The sequence below is a fragment of the Myxococcus qinghaiensis genome (genome assembly GCF_024198215.1).
GTDB classification, from domain to species: domain Bacteria; phylum Myxococcota; class Myxococcia; order Myxococcales; family Myxococcaceae; genus Myxococcus; species Myxococcus qinghaiensis.
In genome coordinates, this window is sequence record NZ_JAKCFA010000018.1 from 188,909 (window position 1) to 205,767 (window position 16,859).

General features: G+C 67.8%; 17 protein-coding genes. 12 read left to right on the forward strand and 5 right to left on the reverse strand.

The features are described 5' to 3' along the window. Positions 1–95 precede the first annotated feature (95 nt). Positions 96–635: a hypothetical protein gene (locus LZ199_RS30460; protein ID WP_253997266.1), complete on the forward strand. Its 540-nt coding sequence runs from the start codon at positions 96–98 to the stop codon at positions 633–635. A 55-nt stretch (positions 636–690) separates the two neighbouring features. Here the strand turns inward: LZ199_RS30460 and LZ199_RS30465 are convergent, their stop codons facing one another. Beyond that, positions 691–1,029, reverse strand: coding sequence for a tellurite resistance TerB family protein (locus LZ199_RS30465; protein WP_253997267.1), 339 nt, complete (start codon positions 1,027–1,029; stop codon positions 691–693). A 93-nt stretch (positions 1,030–1,122) separates the two neighbouring features. Between LZ199_RS30465 and LZ199_RS30470 the strand changes: the two genes are divergently transcribed. The 7 genes from LZ199_RS30470 (at position 1,123) to LZ199_RS30500 (ending at position 7,943) form a co-directional block, all read left to right on the forward strand. Beyond that, positions 1,123–1,632 carry a GNAT family N-acetyltransferase gene (locus LZ199_RS30470; protein ID WP_253997268.1) on the forward strand — a complete coding sequence of 170 codons (510 nt, stop codon included), beginning with the start codon at positions 1,123–1,125 and terminating at the stop codon, positions 1,630–1,632. 107 nt (positions 1,633–1,739) lie between these two features. Continuing rightward, entirely contained in the window at positions 1,740–3,137 is a 1,398-nt protein-coding gene (gene selA, locus LZ199_RS30475; RefSeq protein WP_253997269.1) for an L-seryl-tRNA(Sec) selenium transferase, read from the forward strand. Then, a complete protein-coding gene (locus LZ199_RS30480; RefSeq protein WP_163870439.1) occupies positions 3,134–3,727 on the forward strand; it encodes an HNH endonuclease in 594 nt (197 codons plus the stop codon). Before selA ends, LZ199_RS30480 begins: the two co-directional genes overlap by 4 nt. A gap of 223 nt (positions 3,728–3,950) precedes the next feature. Beyond that, the gene (locus tag LZ199_RS30485) at positions 3,951–4,904 is read left to right on the forward strand and encodes a P-loop NTPase (protein WP_323389968.1); all 954 of its coding nucleotides are present in this window, start codon (positions 3,951–3,953) and stop codon (positions 4,902–4,904) included. After that, positions 4,901–6,490, forward strand: a complete 1,590-nt coding sequence (locus LZ199_RS30490) for a helix-turn-helix domain-containing protein (RefSeq protein ID WP_253997271.1) — start codon at positions 4,901–4,903, stop codon at positions 6,488–6,490. The genes LZ199_RS30485 and LZ199_RS30490 overlap by 4 nt, the downstream gene beginning before the upstream one ends. An 84-nt stretch (positions 6,491–6,574) precedes the next feature. After that, entirely contained in the window at positions 6,575–6,838 is a 264-nt protein-coding gene (locus tag LZ199_RS30495; RefSeq protein ID WP_141647231.1) for a hypothetical protein, read from the forward strand. A gap of 10 nt (positions 6,839–6,848) precedes the next feature. Then, positions 6,849–7,943, forward strand: a complete 1,095-nt coding sequence (locus LZ199_RS30500) for an RluA family pseudouridine synthase (protein WP_253997272.1) — start codon at positions 6,849–6,851, stop codon at positions 7,941–7,943. Here the strand turns inward: LZ199_RS30500 and LZ199_RS30505 are convergent. Both LZ199_RS30505 and LZ199_RS30510 read right to left on the reverse strand, forming a co-directional pair. Further along, positions 7,924–9,234 carry an HD-GYP domain-containing protein gene (locus tag LZ199_RS30505; RefSeq protein WP_253997273.1) on the reverse strand — a complete coding sequence of 437 codons (1,311 nt, stop codon included), beginning with the start codon at positions 9,232–9,234 and terminating at the stop codon, positions 7,924–7,926. The genes LZ199_RS30500 and LZ199_RS30505 overlap by 20 nt on opposite strands. Positions 9,235–9,238: 4 nt before the next feature. Further along, complete coding sequence (locus LZ199_RS30510; RefSeq protein ID WP_253997274.1) at positions 9,239–11,002, reverse strand: HEAT repeat domain-containing protein; 1,764 nt, start codon at positions 11,000–11,002, stop codon at positions 9,239–9,241. Between the two features lie 178 nt (positions 11,003–11,180). Between LZ199_RS30510 and LZ199_RS30515 the strand changes: the two genes are divergently transcribed. The 4 genes from LZ199_RS30515 (at position 11,181) to LZ199_RS30530 (ending at position 13,045) form a co-directional block, all read left to right on the forward strand. Further along, on the forward strand, positions 11,181–11,519 hold the full coding sequence (locus LZ199_RS30515) for a hypothetical protein (protein ID WP_253997275.1): 339 nt from the start codon (positions 11,181–11,183) through the stop codon (positions 11,517–11,519). A 78-nt stretch (positions 11,520–11,597) separates the two neighbouring features. Next, positions 11,598–11,996 carry a hypothetical protein gene (locus LZ199_RS30520; protein WP_253997276.1) on the forward strand — a complete coding sequence of 133 codons (399 nt, stop codon included), beginning with the start codon at positions 11,598–11,600 and terminating at the stop codon, positions 11,994–11,996. A 68-nt stretch (positions 11,997–12,064) separates the two neighbouring features. Continuing rightward, on the forward strand, positions 12,065–12,568 hold the full coding sequence (locus LZ199_RS30525; RefSeq protein ID WP_253997277.1) for a hypothetical protein: 504 nt from the start codon (positions 12,065–12,067) through the stop codon (positions 12,566–12,568). Between the two features lie 51 nt (positions 12,569–12,619). Beyond that, positions 12,620–13,045: a hypothetical protein gene (locus tag LZ199_RS30530; RefSeq protein ID WP_253997278.1), complete on the forward strand. Its 426-nt coding sequence runs from the start codon at positions 12,620–12,622 to the stop codon at positions 13,043–13,045. A gap of 78 nt (positions 13,046–13,123) precedes the next feature. On the opposite strand, the gene LZ199_RS30535 is transcribed toward LZ199_RS30530, so the two are convergent. Then, complete coding sequence (locus tag LZ199_RS30535; RefSeq protein WP_253997279.1) at positions 13,124–15,586, reverse strand: OPT family oligopeptide transporter; 2,463 nt, start codon at positions 15,584–15,586, stop codon at positions 13,124–13,126. A gap of 164 nt (positions 15,587–15,750) precedes the next feature. Further along, positions 15,751–16,638, reverse strand: a complete 888-nt coding sequence (locus tag LZ199_RS30540) for an RNA polymerase factor sigma-32 (RefSeq protein ID WP_163870450.1) — start codon at positions 16,636–16,638, stop codon at positions 15,751–15,753. Between the last annotated feature and the right edge of the window lie 221 nt (positions 16,639–16,859).

Consider the following 16,859-nt stretch of genomic DNA (forward strand, 5'->3'; position numbering starts at 1 on the left):
CGCACGCTCAGGGAGCGGGATTCGTACCGGGGGCCACACTCGCGGTCGATGGTGGCTTCCCCGGGACCGGATCTGGGGTATTCACGGCAATAGACATGACTCAGCTCCCCAAGAAGCTCCAGGACCACGCCGATGCACTCGCGGCCGCCGACGAGAGGCTGACCGCGCTGGACGAGGACGCGCTGCTCGCGGCCCCCGTCGATATCTCCGCGATGCTGCGAACCGGCATCGAGCTGCATGACGAGTTGACGGACCAGTCGCGCACGCTGGAGTCGCGCGACTGCGTCGTCGTCATCGGTGACATGGACGTGGAGAAGTTGGTGGTGAAGGGCCCCGGTGGGCTGCTCGTCCTCGGAGACCTGAAGGTCGGCTCGGCGGAGCTGCACTCCACGGTGCTCGTGCTGGGCAACTGCGAAATCGTCGACCAGATTGTCGGCGAGGGCGAGCCGAACACGTTGACCGTCCTGGGTGAAATCCAGGGCGGACGCTGTGAGATGCGCAAGCAGTTCATCATGCAGTTCCTCGGCGGCGGCAAGCTCACCTCGCTGAAGGACAGCGAGGGCGGCGCGGCGGAGCTGCTGGAGCTGCTCAGTGGCGCGGGCAGCGAGCTGGAAGTCGACGAAGTCGACGCGTAGTCACAGCGCGGACACGGTGCCGGGAGCGCTCCTCCCGGCCCTGTGCCCCGTTCCCTCAGCTGGCGACACCGAGCATCTCGCGAATCTGCCGCAGCATCTCGATTTCACTCGGGTGGATGTGGCCGTCGCTGGAGATGAGGGCGTGGGTCGCCTCGATGACCGCCTTGGGATTGGAGCGGAGGACGCCCAGGTTGGGCGCGGGCAGCGGGACGCCGTTCTGGAGGCACTTCGCCAGCTCGGCCAGCTCCGGCAGCGGCACGCTCATGCCTCGCGCGGCGTCCATGATGTGGTCGATCTCCGCGCGGCTCACGCCTTCGTCGCCACTGGCGACCTGGAGCAGGAGCTTGAGGACTTCAATCTGGAACCGGGAGTCGGGGCTCGAGGGGGTGGACATCCGTGGTACATCCTCCAACAAGGTGGCTCGAAGGCTGACGTGGCCGGACACTTCCGTCCGGGGTTGCCTCGGGCTTTGCCGGGAGAGCTTCGCATGAAAGTCCTGGAGACGGAGCGGCTCATCCTGCGTCGGGTGACGCGGGAGGATGCGCCCTTCATCCTGGTGTTGGTGAATGAGCCGGCGTGGCTGCGCTTCATTGGCGACCGGGGTGTGAAGACACTCGAGGACGCATGGGGCTACGTCACCAATGGCCCCCTCGCGAGCTACGAGCGCCATGGCTTCGGCCTGTACCTGGTGGAGCGCAAGTCGGACGGCGCGCCGCTGGGGATGTGTGGCCTGCTCAAGCGCGACTCGTTGGAGCACGTGGACATCGGCTATGCGCTGCTGCCCGCGTACTGGGGACAGGGCTATGCCCAGGAGGCGGTCTCCGCCACGCTCGCCTACGCGCTGAAGGACCTCGGCTTGAAGCGCATCGCCGCCATCGTGTCGAAGGACAACGCCAGCTCCATCAAGGTGCTGGAGCGAATGGGGCTGCGGTTCGAGAAGTACTTCCGGCTGCCGGGAGCCGCCGAGGAAATCAGCCTGTACCTGACGCCTGCCTGAGTCGAGCGCGGAGCACCGCGTTGCACTCGGGCGCGAGCGAGCCGTCACCTGCATGACACCTCCCCGTCGTTTGGAGATTGGGTGCCACGTCTCCTAGACTCGGAGGCGTGGGACCCCCGTCGAACAACGTAGACGGCGGGAAGAACGCGCTGTTGCGCGCACTCCCCTCCATCGAGCAGCTCCTGCGGCGTCCCTCGCTGGAGCCACTGCTTGCGGGTGTTCCCAGGGCCCGGGCCGTGTCCGCGCTGAGGCTCGCGGTGGAGCGGGCCCGAACCCGGCTGCTGCAAGGCGAGTCGCGCGCCTTCGACGACGCGGACGTGGGCGAGGCCTTGAGCACGTTGTCCACGCCGGGCCTGCGTCCCGTGCTGAACGCGACGGGGGTGGTGCTGCACACCAACCTGGGGCGCGCGCCGTTGGCGCCGGAGGCGGTGGCGCGGGTGGCGGAGGTGGCGCGGGGGTACTCGAACCTCGAATATGACTTGGACGAAGGCGAGCGCGGCAGCCGGTATGCGCCCGTGGTGGGGCTGTTGCGCCAGCTCACCGGCGCGGAGGACGCGCTCGTCGTCAACAACTGCGCGGGAGCGGTGCTGCTGGTGCTGGCCGCGCTGGCGGGTGGCCGCGAGTGTGTCGTGTCGCGCGGGGAGCTGGTGGAGATTGGCGGCGGCTTCCGGGTGCCGGACGTCATGCGCCAGTCCGGGGCGAAGCTGGTGGAGGTGGGCACCACCAACCGCACGCGCCTGGCGGACTACGCGAGCGTGGTGGGCGCGGAGACGGGCCTGTTGTTGAAGGTGCACCGCTCCAACTTCGCGGTGGTGGGCTTCACGGAGGAGGCGAGCGTGGCGGAGCTGGCCGGGCTCGGCCGGCAGCGCGGGGTGCCCGTGTTCCAGGACCTGGGCTCCGGGGCGCTGGTGCCCATGGTGGGAGAGGGTTTGAGCCAGGAGCCCACGGTGCCCCAGGTCGTGGCCGCGGGGGCGGACATCGTCGCGTTCTCCGGGGACAAGCTGCTGGGCGGGCCGCAGGCGGGCGTGGTGGTGGGACGCTCGGCGCTGGTGTCGCGCATCAAGGCGCATCCGCTCACGCGGGCGTTGCGTGTGGACAAGCTGACGGTGGCGGCGCTGGAGGCCACGTTGGAGCTGTACCGGGATGGCAGGCCGGAGGCCGTCCCCACGTACAGGCTGCTTGCTCAACCGGCCGAGGAGCTGCGTGCCCGCGCGCTGCGGCTCCAGGCCTTGCTGGCCGAGCGAGGTGTGAGTGCACGGGTGGACGGGGTGGTGGGACAAGTGGGCGGGGGCGCCATGCCGCTGGCCCGCTTGCCTTCCTTCGCTTGCAGCCTCACCGTAGGTGCACCGGAATCATTCCTCGAACGCCTGCGCGGCGGCGGAGTGCCGGTTATTGGCAGGGTGGCGGATGGCGAGGTGGTCCTCGACGTCCGCTGTCTCGCGAAGGAGGAACTCGCGTCGGTCGCTGAAAGCGTGGCGACCGCAAGTCCCGGGAAACCACCATGATCAACAGCGCCGTCCTCGTACTCAACCGGTACTACCAACCGGTGCACGTCACGTCGGTGAAGCGGGCGTTCTCGCTGCTGTATCAGGGCGTCGCCAAGGCCATTGACCAGCAGTACCGACTCTACGAGTTCGCTGATTGGGCGGCATTGAGTGCCACCAACGATTGCATCACCACCATCAACCGGACCATCCGCGTTCCCCGGGTGCTGGTGCTCAGCGCGTATGACCATCTTCCTCGCGGGAGGGTGCGCTTCTCCCGGCTCAACATCTACGCGCGCGACGCGGACACCTGTCAGTACTGTGGAAAGAACCTCCCTCGCAGCGAGCTGAACCTGGACCACGTCATGCCTCGCACGCAGGGGGGCAAGACGACGTGGGAGAACGTGGTGTGCTCATGCGTGCCGTGCAACCTGAAGAAGGGGGGCCGCACGCCGGAGCAGGCCGACATGAGACTGCTCAAGAAGCCGGTGCGCCCGCGCTGGACGCCCCTGTTCCGCGGTGCCTCGCGCAAGGTGACGTATCAGGAGTGGCTGCCCTTCCTGCACCTCGCGGACGCGTCGTACTGGAATGTGGAGCTGCTGGACGAGTAGGGCGGCACGCTCGCCTGGCTGTTCACTGGTCAGCCATGCGAGCCCTGTAATTCTGGGGGTCGTCTCCTCTGACGGGTGTGGGGGTTGATCCACGAAATGGCCGGGGATTGGCGGGGAGTCGACTCGGGCGGTAGGACGGGCTTTGATGCGACTGCCCATGTCCAAACCTTCGCGAGCACCCCAGGCCGATGCCCGTGCCCTGGGGTCCCCGTCCTCCGAGCCGGTGCATGCGGGACCGCCGGGATTGGGACGTCGTGAGCGGCCCCGTCGCATCATCGCGGTAGGTGGCGGCAAGGGCGGCATCGGCAAGTCGATGGTGTCCGCCAACCTGGGCGTGGCGCTGGCGCAGTCCGGGCTCAACGTGCTGCTGGTGGACGCGGACCTGGGCGGGGCGAACCTGCACACGTGTCTGGGGGTAGGGCAGCCGGAGGCGACGCTGTCCGACTTCCTGCGGCGCAACAAGGCGCGGCTGGAGGACGTCATCGTCCCCACGGGCGTGCCCCGGCTGTCGCTGATCGCCGGCGCGCAGGACGCGCTGGATGCGGCCAACCTCAAGTACGCGCAGAAGCAGAAGCTGTTGAAGACGCTCCTGGGGGCGCAGGCGGACTACCTCATCCTGGACCTGGGCGCGGGCACGAGCTTCAACACCATCGACTTCTTCATCATGGCGGACCATGGGTTGCTGGTGGTGCTGCCGGAGCCCACGTCGGTGGAGAACGCGTACCGCTTCGCGAAGGCGGCCTTCTTCCGGCGACTGCAGCAGATGGAGGCGCAGTATGGCATCCAGGACCTGGTGGACAGCGCGCTCACGACGCGGGAGGGCTCGCTCAGGACGCTGCATGACGTGCTCGAGCAGGTGAGGCGGAAGGACCCGGTGGGTGCGGAGCGACTGGAGCGGGAGCTGGCGGCCTTCCGCATCCGGCTGGTGGTGAACCAGGCGCGGACGGACGCGGACCTGAACGTGGGAACAGCCGTGGCCTCGGCGTGGAAGAAGTTCTTTGGGATCGACATGGATGACCTGGGGGCCATCCGGTATGACGATGAGGCGTGGCGCGCGGTGCGAAAGCGGCGCCCCGTTCTCATCGAGCGGCCGGATTCCCCGGCGGCTCTGGCCATTCAACGCATCGCCTCGCGCTTGCTCGCAATCGACGGAACCCCCATTCCCGCCACGCCATGAAGCCCTTCGCGCAGCAGACCTATTACGAGCTCCTGGAGGTCCCCGTCACCGCGCAGATGGAGGAGATCCACGCCGCCTATTCGCGGTTGATGGAACTCTACGCGCCGGACTCCATCGCGGTGTATGCGCTCGTGGACGCGGATCAGGTGGACGCGCTCCGAGCCCGGATGACCGAGGCGATGGAGATCCTCACGGACGCGGACCTGCGCGTCGAGTACGACAAGGACCTGGGCCTGCCGGCGAGGAAGGTGGCGGAGGCCGTGACGGCGCCCGCGCCCGTGCCCGAGGTCGGGCCCACGCAGCGCGCGGCGGAGGCGCTCGCGAGCGCGGTGGAGGCGTCGGCCTCGACCTCGCCTGTCGCGACCGCGGAGGCGGCAGGGAAGGGGACGGAGGAGCCGGAGCCCGAGCTGAGCGGTCCGGCGGCGTTCCGGGCCAGCTTCGTCAGTGGATATTCGCTGTCCTACGTGACGAGCTCCCTGCAGACCGCGCCGTTCGGCGGTGGGTTCGTGGGCATGCCCGCGGCGGGCAGGATGGATGGGGGCGCGGCGAGCTCCGCCGCCGAGTCGGGTTCGAGCGCGGCTCCCATGGCCTCGGACTCCACGTCGGTGGAGGCGGGCACGGAGTCGAACGCCGCTGCCGTGACGGTCGCTGCTCCGGCCAGTGTCGTCGCCGAAGCCCCGAGCCCCGCTGCTCCGAGCAGTGAGAGCCCCGTTGCGGCCCCGGTAGCATCGAGCCCCACTGCTCCGAGCAGTGAGAGTCTCGCCGCGGCCCCGGTGGTGTCGGGCACCGCCACTCCGAGCAACGGGAGCCCCGTGGTTGCCGCTGTGGCGACGACGGTTCAGCTGGAAGCATCGAGCATCACTGCGCCGAGCAGCGAGAGCCCCAGTGCGGCCCTGTCGCCCTCGGACACGGCCAGTCCCAGCACTGCGGACGCGAGCGCGGAGGCGCAGGTCGCCCAGAGTCCCGTCGCCACCGAGCCGGAGCCCTCCGTCCCCGAGGAGCCCGTCGTCGCGCAGGTCCCGCCCGCTCCGAGCCCCGTCGAGGACACTCCCGTTCCGTCGGTGGCCGCCCAGCCGCCCGTCACCGAGCCGGAGCCCCCCGCACCGCCGTCCACGTCCATCGTCGTCTCCCCAACGCCGAGCCGTTCGACGGGCACCTCCCGTCCGACATCCCCGGCGGGGGCGTCCGCGCAGACCCGGGGCCCGGGGCGCCAGCTGGGCGACGCGCAGGTGCTCGCCCAGGACGCGGCCATCGCCACGGCGGAGGCCGCCATGGCCCAGGTCTCCGCCCGCGTGCGCGAGGTCCGTCCGCGCCTCCCGGACATCCCCGCCGATGCCGAGTTCAACGGTGAGCTGCTGCGCAGGGTCCGGGAGACTCGGGGCTTCACGCTCCATCAGGTGGCGGATCGCACCCGCATCTCCTTGCGTCATCTGGAGAACGTGGAGGCGGACCGCTACACCTTGCTGCCCCCGCCCGTATACCTGCGCGGAATCCTCATGAACCTCGCTCGCGAGCTGGGGTTGGATCCGCTCCGGGTGTCCAGGAGCTACCTGGGCTTGGCTTCTGAGAAGTCGGGCAAGAAGTGATGCTGACCCGGGGAGCTGCCAACCGGCGCTCGAACCACAAGGAAAGTTGACTCCCCTCTGAGCGGTGCCTATGTAGGGAGGACGATGACGGACGAGGAAAAGATCAAGGCGATGCGGCTCGCCCGTGCGATTGCCTCGGATATCTCGCTCTACAACGAGCAGAAGATCATCAAGGGTATCGAGCAGGACAACCTCTTCGAGGTCCTCAAGGAGGAACTGGAAGAGGGACGTGAGCTCTACAAGAGCCGCGTCAGCCAGGATGTCTACACGAACGCGAACTTCTTCGAGCGCGCCATCAACGACATCGTGTTGCGCTCCAAGGCGCACGTGAAGTCGAAGATCTGGTAGTCCGCTCCTCGTGGCAGCGCCAGACACCCGAGAGCATCGCTCCCCGCCCGAGGCACGCGGAGAGCGCATCGACCAGTTCCTCGCCACCGTCTTCACCGACCTGACGCGCTCCCGCATCCGGGGCCTCATCGACGACGGGCATGTGCTCGTCGACGGCAGGCCCGTGAAGGCGGCGATGCGCCTGCGCGGCGGCGAGCTCCTCAGTCTCCACGTTCCCGCCCCCGTCGCCGCGTCCCCTCAGGCCGAAGAGCTTCCGCTCACCGTGCTCCACGAGGACAAGGACCTGGTCGTCGTGGACAAGGCCGCGGGCATGGTGGTGCACCCGGGCGCGGGACATGCCTCGGGAACGCTGGTCAACGCGCTGCTCCACCGCGTGAAGGACCTGGCCGGCGTCGGCGGCGAGCTGCGCCCGGGCATCGTCCACCGCCTGGACAAGGACACCACGGGCTGCCTCGTCGTCGCGAAGAACGAGCAGGCCCTCGTCGCCCTCCAGAAGTCCTTCAAGGGTCGCGAAGTCACCAAGACGTACCTGGCCCTGGTGCACGGCGTGCCGCCGGCGGAAGGGCGCATCGAGACGCTCTACGGCCGCCACCCCGTCAATCGCCAGCGCTTCACCGGCAAGGTGCGAGAGGGCAAGCCCGCCATCACCGTGTACCGCGTGCTGGAGGTCTTCGACGGCGCCGCGCTGGTGGAGGTGGATCTGCTCACCGGGCGCACGCACCAGATTCGCGTGCACCTGACGGAGGCGGGCCACCCGCTGCTCGGTGACACGCTCTATGGCGCCGGGCGCAAGCCGAAGGGCGAGGCCGGGACGGCACAGGAGCGGATGGGGCGTCAGGCCCTCCACGCGTGGAAGCTGGCCTTCGCGCACCCGCGCACGGGCAAGGCACTCTCGCTGGAAGCGGCGCTCCCCGAGGACTTCACCGCCGCGCTCACGCTGCTGCGGGGACCCCAGGCTCCCGAGCCCGAGCCCGCGTCGAAGGCAAAGGCGAAGGCGAAGAAGGCCCCGGCGCGGAAGAAGGCCGCCGCGCCGAAGAAGGCCCCGGCGCGGAAGAAGGCTGCGCCCAAGAAGCGCGCCGCGGCGACTACAAGCCGGAAACGCTGAGCGACTGCTGGCGCTTGGACAGCACCTTCACGGGCTGGATGGCCATGACGCGCATGAAGACCTCGAGCAGCTCCGGGTCGAACTTGTTGCGCATCTCCGTCCACATCAGCATCAGCGCGACTTCCGGGCCGTAGGCGTCGCGGTACGGGCGCTTGGAGGTGAGCGCGTCGTACGCGTCGCAGATGGCGATGATCTTCGCGTAGGCCCCGAGGTTCGTCTTCGGGATGATCATCTGGATGTTGCCGCGCGAGTCGCGCACCGCGGTACCGAAGTCCGTCTTGTGCTCGAAGGTCGTCACCACGCGCAGCAGGGTGGAGCGGCTGAAGCCCTTCTCCATCAGGATGTTGCGCACGGAGATGAGTGGCGCGCGCTGCACCGCCACGCGCTCCTCCGGAGTCAGTGCCCCGCGCTTGGTGGCCAGCTCCTCCGGCAGCGTCGTCATGCCCGCGTCGTGGAAGAGCGCGATGTAGCCCAAGTCCCGCAGCTGCGGCTTCGTGAGCCCCAGCTCCGCGCCGAAGACGATGCAGCTCAGGCACACGTTGACCTGGTGGTACACGAGGTAGTCGTCCTCGCGCCGCATCGTCGTCATGCCCAGGAAGTGGGTCTTCTGCTCGTAGCTGATGTCGACGAAGTCCTGCACCAGCCGCAGCGCCTTGGAGGCGTTGATGGGTTTGCCCGCGCGAACGGACTCCAGGTACTTGGTGAGGAAGAACACGGAGCGGGCATAGACGGTCATCGCGTACTTCTTGCGATCGACCTTCTGGTCGCCCACGTTGTTCATGTCCTTGTCGAGCTTCTCCTTGAGCTTGGAGAACTTGGCCACCCGCATGTTGAGCAGCTTGCGGCCCGCGAGTCCGTCCTCCTCGGAGGTGCTCGACTGCTCCTTGCTGAAGATCCAGATGAAGTTCTTCAGCTCCGGCACCGTCACCGGCTTGGTGAGCGTGAAGCCGCCCACGTCCTTGGCGCGCATCTCCGTCAGGAGGTATCGCTGGTTCTCGATGGAGTTCAGGTCCACCTTCACCAGCATGCTGTTCAGGTAGAAGGAGTCCTTGACGCCCGCCAGCTCCAGCCGGCCTTCCTTGCCGATGATTTGATTGATGATGTCCTGGAGCTGATGCAGCGGCTTCTGGAAGACGCCGTTCTCCGGGTCATACATCTTCACCGAGCGCACCAGCATGTAGAGGCCGGCGACCATGGAGCGGGAGAGGGCCTGGAGCTTCTCGTTGTGCTCGCGGCCGAACTCGTTGGTGCTCTCGTCCTGGTTCTGGGTGATTTTGAGGTTCTCAGCCATGGACCTATGCCTCCTCTGGGAGCGCCGAGTCACCGAACAGCGTCTTGCGGGTCTGGTACATCGCCTTGCGCGCCGCGGTGAGCAGCTCCACCGGCAGGGTGCGGTCCTCGACGAGGGCCTGCAGCATCTTGTAGCTCTGGATGGAGCAGGCGCCCTGGAGGCCGGCGATGGCCAGCATCTTGTCTTCCAATACGCGCTTCTTGTTGAGCAGCGAGGGCTTCACGGAGAGCAGTTGCTGCATGTGCGAGAGCGCGCCCGGCGTGCCCGTGGCGCCGACGGCCATGTAGAAGGCGGTGCGCTCGTCGGGCGTCTTCTTGTCGAACGCGGGCTCGCGAATCAGGCGCATCAAGTCGGAGAACGCCTTGTCCCGGTCGAACTCCGGCAGCATCCGGGCCGCCACCATGCGCACCTGGGAGACGGGGTCCGCGAGCGCCTCGAAGATGAGGCGGCGTGCCTCGCCGGTGCGGCCGCGGCCGATGATGTTGAGCACCTCCAGCTTCACCACCAGGTTGGGGCTCTTGAGCACCTGGCCGAACATCTTGATGCGCTCGGGGTGGTTGCTCTTCTCCAGGACGTACACCATGTCGCGCACCGTCTGCGGACGGTCTGAAATCAGCCGCGCCACGAAGGGCTCCGGCAGCTCCCGGGCGACGACGGCCAGCGCGTCGCACAACAGCGCGCGGTTCTCCTGGATCTCCAGCGTCTCCAGCACGGTGAGCAGGGGGATGACGGAGTCGCGGCCCAGCGCCTGGAGGTAGCGCGTCACGTCCGCGGGGTGCTTGGGGCGTGCGCCCTTGAGCGACTCGCCCAGGCGCATCAACCGCTGCTCCTCGCCCATCTTGTGCAGGAAGGACTCGAGCAGCTTCTCGAGCGGCGCGCCGCCTTCCTTCTGCGACAGCGCGCGCAGCTTGAGGACAATCTGGTTGATGGTGCCGAAGTCGTCCTGGAGCAGCAGCATGTCCAGCAGCTGCACGAAGATCTCCTCGAGCAGCGCGCCGTCCTCGACACCGCCTTCCACCACCTGGAACACGGCGCTCACCAGCTTGGGGAACAGCCGCGCGCCTTCCTCTTCCGACACCTCGCGCTGGAGCTTCGCCTTCAGCTCATCCGACGCATGCCGGCCGCCGATGACGAGGCCGCGAATCTGCTCCACGCCGTCCAGCTTCGCGTCCAGGTCCTCCGCGGACACGCGGGCGAAGCGCAGGTAGTCGTCCGAGTTCGTCTGGAGGCGCGCGTAGAGGTAGCCCACCACCTTGTCCACCTCGACCTGCACCTCCTCCTCGCTGGCGTTCTCCATGGAGAAGCCTTCCACCACGACGTACTCGACGTGCTCCATGCCCGCGCGCCACAGCTGGGCCAGCACGTCCTCGGCGCCGCGCTCCGGCTCCGACAGGGCAATCATCGTGAAGGTGACCAGCTCCTCCACCGCCAGCCCGGGCCGGAAGATGAGCTGGCGGATGCCGTCGCGGAAGAACTTGTACGGGAGCGGCGTGTCCTCGGTGAAGAGCGAGTCGTTGTGCAGCGTCAGGTTCTGCTGCTCGACCTTGAGGGACAGCGGCCCGTACTTCTCCGTGTACTGGGTGATGGACTCCAGGGCCTTGGCGAGGAACTCCGGGAAGCGCGCATCATTGTGGCGGTACATGCCAATCTGCTTGATGCCCTTGAGCAGGTGGAACGCGAACGTGCGCGCCAGCTCCACCTTCTCGCGGATCTCCGGAGTCTGCTCGGGCTCCGTGCTCGCTTCCTGGGTCTTTTGGGGATGGGCCATGCGTTTGCAACTCTCCGCTCGGGCGGTAGCACCAGCCTACCGCGAAATCCGCTGGGGCCCCAGCCGGCGGCGGTTGGAAGTTCGCGGACTTGGATGACATGGGTCTACCTCGACGCCTTCGCACGGGAATTACCGGGTATCGTGCGCCCGCCGCCGTACCGTGAGGAGTGTCGAGCGCATGCTGCGAGTCATGGCCTGTGGGGTGTTTCTGCTGGGGCTGCCGGGGTGCTTCCGGATGAGCGTGCGGACGGGCGCCCCACGGGATGGGCTCCCCGAGGCGCGCACGGGGGTGAGCCTGGTGTACGGGTTGTCGACGGCCAACGTGTCGGCGTCGGAGTGTCGCCACGGGGTGTCGCGCGTGGACGTGTATTGGCCCTGGTGGGGCGCGCTCGTCTACGTGGGCACGGTGGGCTTCGTCACGCCGCTGCGCACGGAGTACGTCTGCGCGGAGGGCACCACGTCCACGCAGGCGGCGCCCGAGCGGGAACAGGTGCCGGACTCCATCGCGCCACTTTGACGTGAGATGTCAGACGCCCTCTCTATGGTTCATTTCAAGGGGCCGGAAGACCTGGCCTCTATTTGGAGAGGAATTCACATGAACCATGTCTTGAAACACGCAGCTTCGGCGGGTTGTCTCGTGACGCTGCTGGCCGCCCCCGCGGTCTTCGCTGGTTTCCAGACCGAATCCGCGAACTGCTACAGGAACGCGGATGGCTCTGGTCGGTGCCACGGCAGCCTCCTTGGCTTCCGCAACCACGCCGGCGCCAACACCGTGGCGTCCTTCACGCGGGTCAGCAACGGCGCGCCGTACTTCTCCGCGAACCTCACCTCGGGCGCGACGACGACGTACTACAACTGCCTGGCCGACGCGGCGACGGAGGCGCAGTGGAGCAAGGCCATGAACCACGAGGGCTTCTTCTCCATCTACTGGTCGGCCTCGGGTGAGTGCTATTCGCTGTTCCTGATCAACGGCAGCCAGTACTCGCATTTCTGAACCCCTCCATGACAACCCAGGTCTTGCGTGGCTGGCTTCCAAGTCTGACCACATCCGTGGGGTGCGCCGTGGGGTGCTGGCTCGCGGTGAGCCAGGCTCAGCAATCCCAGACGCAGCGAATGGAGCAGCTCACCGACGAAGTGGGTTCGCTGCGCCAGGCGCTGGAGTCCAGCTCCCGTGCGACTGGGGCGAGCCCGGTGGGTACCGCCACCCTCCTGGCACCGCGGGAGAGTCGTCTCTCCGTCGAGGACCAGGAGGCCATGGCCTTGCGGGTGGCCACCTTGCTGAAGGAGTCGGGAGGGCCCGTCGTGGGCTCTTCCGCGCCGGAGGCTCCCGTTCCCACCGCGCCAGAGCCGTCTTCGGAGCAGCGCGAGGCCGTGGTGCGTGCGGGCACGATGGTGGACCGGGTGGTCTCCAGCGGGCGCATGACAGCCGAGGACGTTCTCGAGATTCGACGTGAACTCGTCCACCTTCGAGGTCGCCCCGAGGCGGACGCGCTCCGCAAGCAACTCGTCGTCGCCATCAACCAGGACCGGCTCATCCCCGCGCCGGGTTTCGATGGCTTGCCGTAGGTCTCACTTCCCTTTGAGCAGTCGAACGTCGCACGGCTCAGGAGTCACAACATGAAACAATTCACTTTGTCCAAGCCCCTTCTCCGCGGGGTTCTGTTCCCTGGGGTGGCGCTCGCTGTCCTGGGGCTCGCTCCCGTCGCGTGGGGAGGACTCCAATCACAGACAGTCTTCTGCCAGAAGAACGCGGATGGCTCGGGGCTCTGCTACGGCAACTTCATCGGTTTTCGTGAGGACGCGACGTCGACCTCTTCCGCGTCCTTCCGTGATGACCTGGCCGGCACGCGCAGCTTCGACGCGCGGACCACTCCCCCGGGTGGCACCAGCCCGGTCCTCTACACCTGCATCCCCAACGCCGCCGTCTCCGCGCTCTGGGAGCAGGCCCTGAGCTCCCGGGGCTTCTTCCGGGTGAGCTGGGACGCGAGCGGCACCTGCGACTACCTCAGGCTCGTCAACAGCTCGCAGAACACGAACTTCTAAGGTCGCGAGCCGCTTCGGAGTTCAACGGTGACCGGAGGGACGGCGCTCCCAGCAGGGGAGCGCCGTCACCTCACGGGCCTACTTGCCGGGCGGTGGTGACACCGCGGCGCTGGGGCCCTTGAGGGCGGAGCGCAGCAGGAACAACGTCAGGCCGCCGAAGAAGAGCAGGCCCCAGAGGTTGGACCAGAGGGGGTGCGCCAGCTCGCTCTCGCCCACCGCGTTGAGGAAGCCACCGAAGGCGCCCTCGTGGCCGAACACGGCCGGCAGGTTGATGGCGCGCGAGCCCGCGCCGTCCGTGGCGATTTCGAGGAAGGCGATGAGCACGCCGGCAATCGAGCCACCGGCGATGTAGCCGGAGGAGAGCAGGGTGCCCGGTGAGAAGTCGGACTCGCTGCCACCGCGCAGGCGGTCCACCAGGTAGCGCACCATGCCGCCGACGAAGAGCGGCGCGCTGCTGCTGATGGGCAGGTACACGCCCACCGCGAAGGGCAGCGAGGACACGCCGCACAGCTCCAGCATCAGCGCGATGAACACGCCCAGCAGCACCAGGTCCCACGGCAGCCGCTGCGTGAGGATGCCGTCGATGATGAGCGCGAAGAGCTGCGCCTTGGGCGCGGCGTAGCGGGTGAGGGCCTGGCCCTCGTAGCTGCTGATGCGTCCGCCGATGCCCGGGTCCACCACGTACTGGATGCTGCCGCTGTCATCCACCAGGTACTTGCCCGCGGGCACCGGGGTGTCCGCGCCGCGCACGTAGCCTTCCTTGAAGGTGCGCTGGGGGCCCTCGGTGATGGCGCCCAGCTCGGACACCTTCACCTGCGAGCCGCCCGTGGGGCTCAACGTCACGCCGCTCACGCCCTGCGCGCTCACCTGCCGCCAGCTGTGCAGCACCAGCGCGCCATCCTGGGAAGCCAGGTCATAGCCCTGCGCCCAGGCCGCCTTGCGCAGCGCGGCCTCGTCCAGCCCGCGCGACGTCAGCGCCTGTGCGGACACGGCCCACGGGAAGGTGTACTGGGTGCGCGTCTCCTGGGTCATCTCGGTGACTTGCACGCCGGGGTGCGGCTCCGGAATCGTCACGGTGGCGCCCTTGTTCAGCGTCACCAGCACCAGGCCGATGAACATCGCGCTGGTGAGCACGCCGACGAAGAGGGCGATCTGCTGCTTCTTGGGCGTGCCGCCGACGAGGAAGGCCGTCTTCAAGTCCTGCGCGGTGGTGCCGCCGTTGGAGGCGGCGATTCCGACGATGGCCGCCGTGGTGAGGGCCATGAAGCGGTCCTGCGAGCTGGTCCACCCTGCCAGGAGATACACGAGGCAGGTGACGAGCAGCGTGGCCACCACCATGCCGGAGATGGGATTGGAGGAGCTGCCAATCTCACCGGTGATTCGCGCGCTCACCGTCACGAAGAAGAAGCCGAAGATGATGATGAGGACGGCGGAGATGAAGTTCACCTCCAGCGGCGGCGCCAGCCAGATGGCGAGCACCAGGGCCGCGCTGCCCACCAGGACGACGGTGATGGGGAGGTCCTGGTCCGTGCGGAGCAGCTGCGGCCCGCCGCCGTGCCCGCGCGAGGCCTTGAGCGACTCCACGCCGCGCTTGAACGCGCCGATGATGGTCGGCAGCGAGCGGATGAGGCTGATGAGTCCGCCCGTCGCGACGGCGCCCGCGCCGATGTAGAGCACGTACGCGTTGCGAATCTGGTCCGGGGACATGTCCCGGATGAGCTGCCCGTTGTGCACCAGCAGCGGCTGCTCCAACCCCGCGCCGAAGAAGGAGATGGCGGGGATGAGGATGAGGTAGCTCAGCACGCCACCGGCGAAGGTGATGGCCGCCACGCGCGGGCCGATGATGTAGCCCACGCCGAGCAGCTCCGGGCTGACCTCGGTGGACAGCGTGGCGCTCTTGAGTCCCTTGAGGGGCGTGCTCAGCACCTCGCGGAACAGCTTCATTCCGGAGTAGGCGAACTTGTAGATGCCGCCCACCAGGAAGCCGATGATGACCGTGCGCGCGTTGGTGCCGCCCTGCTCACCGACGATGAGCACGTCCGCGCTGGCCGTCCCTTCCGGGTAGGGCAGCTTGCCGTGCTCCTGGACGATGAGGCCCTGGCGCAGCGGAATCATCATCAACACGCCGAGCACGCCGCCCAGCGCCGCCACGAGGAAGGCGTGCGTCAGGCTGATGTCGTAGCCCAGCAGCAGCAGCGCGGGGAGCGCCGCGGCCACGCCGAAGGCCAGCGATTCGCCCGCCGAGCCCGTCGTCTGGACGATGGTGTTCTCCAGGATGTTCGACTTGCCCACCGCCCGGAAGATGGCGATGGAGAGCACCGCCACCGGAATCGACGCGGACACCGTGAGGCCGACCTTGATGGCCAGGTACACGGACGAGGCGGCGAACACGATGCCCAGGAACGAGCCGAGCACCAGGGCTCGAATCGTCATCTCCGTGGGCGACTGCTCGGGTGGGACGTAGGGCGTGTGCTGGTGGAGCGACTGCATTTGCGCGATCGGGACGCGCTCGTCGACGACCGGCGGGGTACCGTGGGCCAAGCGAAAGGCTCCTTACGAGGGAATCGGGCCCCTTCTAGCAGGGCCCCGCCCGCGACGCGAAGTGATGCCCCGCAAATGACAAGCGCCCCCACCCCGAGTGGGTGGAGGCGCCTGGCGAGCTCTCGTTCCAGCGGGCCCGACCCGCCGCGTCAGTCCGGCGGGGGCTACTGCTGCATCGCCGCGGCGTCCGGATCCACCTCGGCCATCAGCGCCGCCAGCTCGGTCTTCAGCTTGTCCTTGGCGCGGATCTCCAGCTGACGGGCGCGCTCGCGGGAGAACCCGAAGTGCTCGCCCAGCTCCTTGAGCGTCATGGGGCGCTCGTTCATCACCCGCTGTTCGATGATGAAGCGCTCGCGCGGATCCAACCGCATCAGCGCGGTGCGGACGCGGGCGTTGATGAGGCCCGCCTCTTCCTTGTCGGCGAACTCGTCATCCTGCGGCGCCGCGGCGCTGACCACGAAGTCCACGTGGCTGTTGCCGCCGTCCTCGCCCATGGGCGCGTCCAGGGACAAGTCCCGGCCGCCCATGCGCTGCTCCATCTCCCGGACCTCGCCCGGCTTGACGTGCAGGCGGCGGGCAATCTCCTCCACGTTCACCACGGCCTCGCCGTTGCCAAACTTCTCCAGCTCGCGGCGCGTGCGCGCCAGGCTGAAGAACAGCTTCCGCTGCGCCTGCGTGGTGCCGAGCTTCACCAGCGACCAGCTCTTGAGGATGTAGTTCTGGATGTACGCGCGAATCCACCAGACGGCGTAGGAGATGAGGCGGATGCCCTTGTCCGGGTCGAACTTCTGCACGGCCTTCATCAGGCCGATGTTCCCCTCCTGGATGAGGTCCGACATCTTGATGCCGTAGGAGCGGTACTCGTAGGCGACCTTCACCACGAAGCGCAGGTTGGAGGTGACCAACCGGTGACCCGCCGCCAGCTCACCGCGGATGAAGCTGCGCGCGAGCGCCTGCTCCTCCTCCACGGTGAGGAGGTTGTAGTGGTTGATCTCCGAGAGGTACATCGCCAGGGAGCCGGAGTTGGACGACTGCTCGGTGGACGCCTGCATGGATGGTTTCTCCCGACGTGGGGCCTCGCTGACGAGGCCGCTAGGTTTTCGGACCGCTTGACGACTGAACGAAGGCTGTCAGAGCAACCGCGGTGCCAGCGCGATGTCCCACACCTTCCCCAATGTCTGCGGGGGGTTGGCGGATGCGGAGCTCATGTACAAAGACAAAGGGCTGTAACGGTTACGGCCGACCAGGGAACTCGCCGCGACTTCACGGCTGT

Excerpts from the sequence above, each read along its gene's own strand:
- LZ199_RS30460 (WP_253997266.1), top strand. The coding sequence starts at position 96 with ATGACTCAGCTCCCCAAGAAGCTCCAGGACCACGCCGATGCACTCGCG.
- LZ199_RS30465 (WP_253997267.1), bottom strand. The coding sequence starts at position 1,029 with ATGTCCACCCCCTCGAGCCCCGACTCCCGGTTCCAGATTGAAGTCCTC.
- LZ199_RS30470 (WP_253997268.1), top strand. The coding sequence starts at position 1,123 with ATGAAAGTCCTGGAGACGGAGCGGCTCATCCTGCGTCGGGTGACGCGG.
- LZ199_RS30480 (WP_163870439.1), top strand. The coding sequence starts at position 3,134 with ATGATCAACAGCGCCGTCCTCGTACTCAACCGGTACTACCAACCGGTG.
- LZ199_RS30490 (WP_253997271.1), top strand. The coding sequence starts at position 4,901 with ATGAAGCCCTTCGCGCAGCAGACCTATTACGAGCTCCTGGAGGTCCCC.
- LZ199_RS30495 (WP_141647231.1), top strand. The coding sequence starts at position 6,575 with ATGACGGACGAGGAAAAGATCAAGGCGATGCGGCTCGCCCGTGCGATT.
- LZ199_RS30505 (WP_253997273.1), bottom strand. The coding sequence starts at position 9,234 with ATGGCTGAGAACCTCAAAATCACCCAGAACCAGGACGAGAGCACCAAC.
- LZ199_RS30510 (WP_253997274.1), bottom strand. The coding sequence starts at position 11,002 with ATGGCCCATCCCCAAAAGACCCAGGAAGCGAGCACGGAGCCCGAGCAG.
- LZ199_RS30515 (WP_253997275.1), top strand. The coding sequence starts at position 11,181 with ATGCTGCGAGTCATGGCCTGTGGGGTGTTTCTGCTGGGGCTGCCGGGG.
- LZ199_RS30520 (WP_253997276.1), top strand. The coding sequence starts at position 11,598 with ATGAACCATGTCTTGAAACACGCAGCTTCGGCGGGTTGTCTCGTGACG.
- LZ199_RS30530 (WP_253997278.1), top strand. The coding sequence starts at position 12,620 with ATGAAACAATTCACTTTGTCCAAGCCCCTTCTCCGCGGGGTTCTGTTC.
- LZ199_RS30540 (WP_163870450.1), bottom strand. The coding sequence starts at position 16,638 with ATGCAGGCGTCCACCGAGCAGTCGTCCAACTCCGGCTCCCTGGCGATG.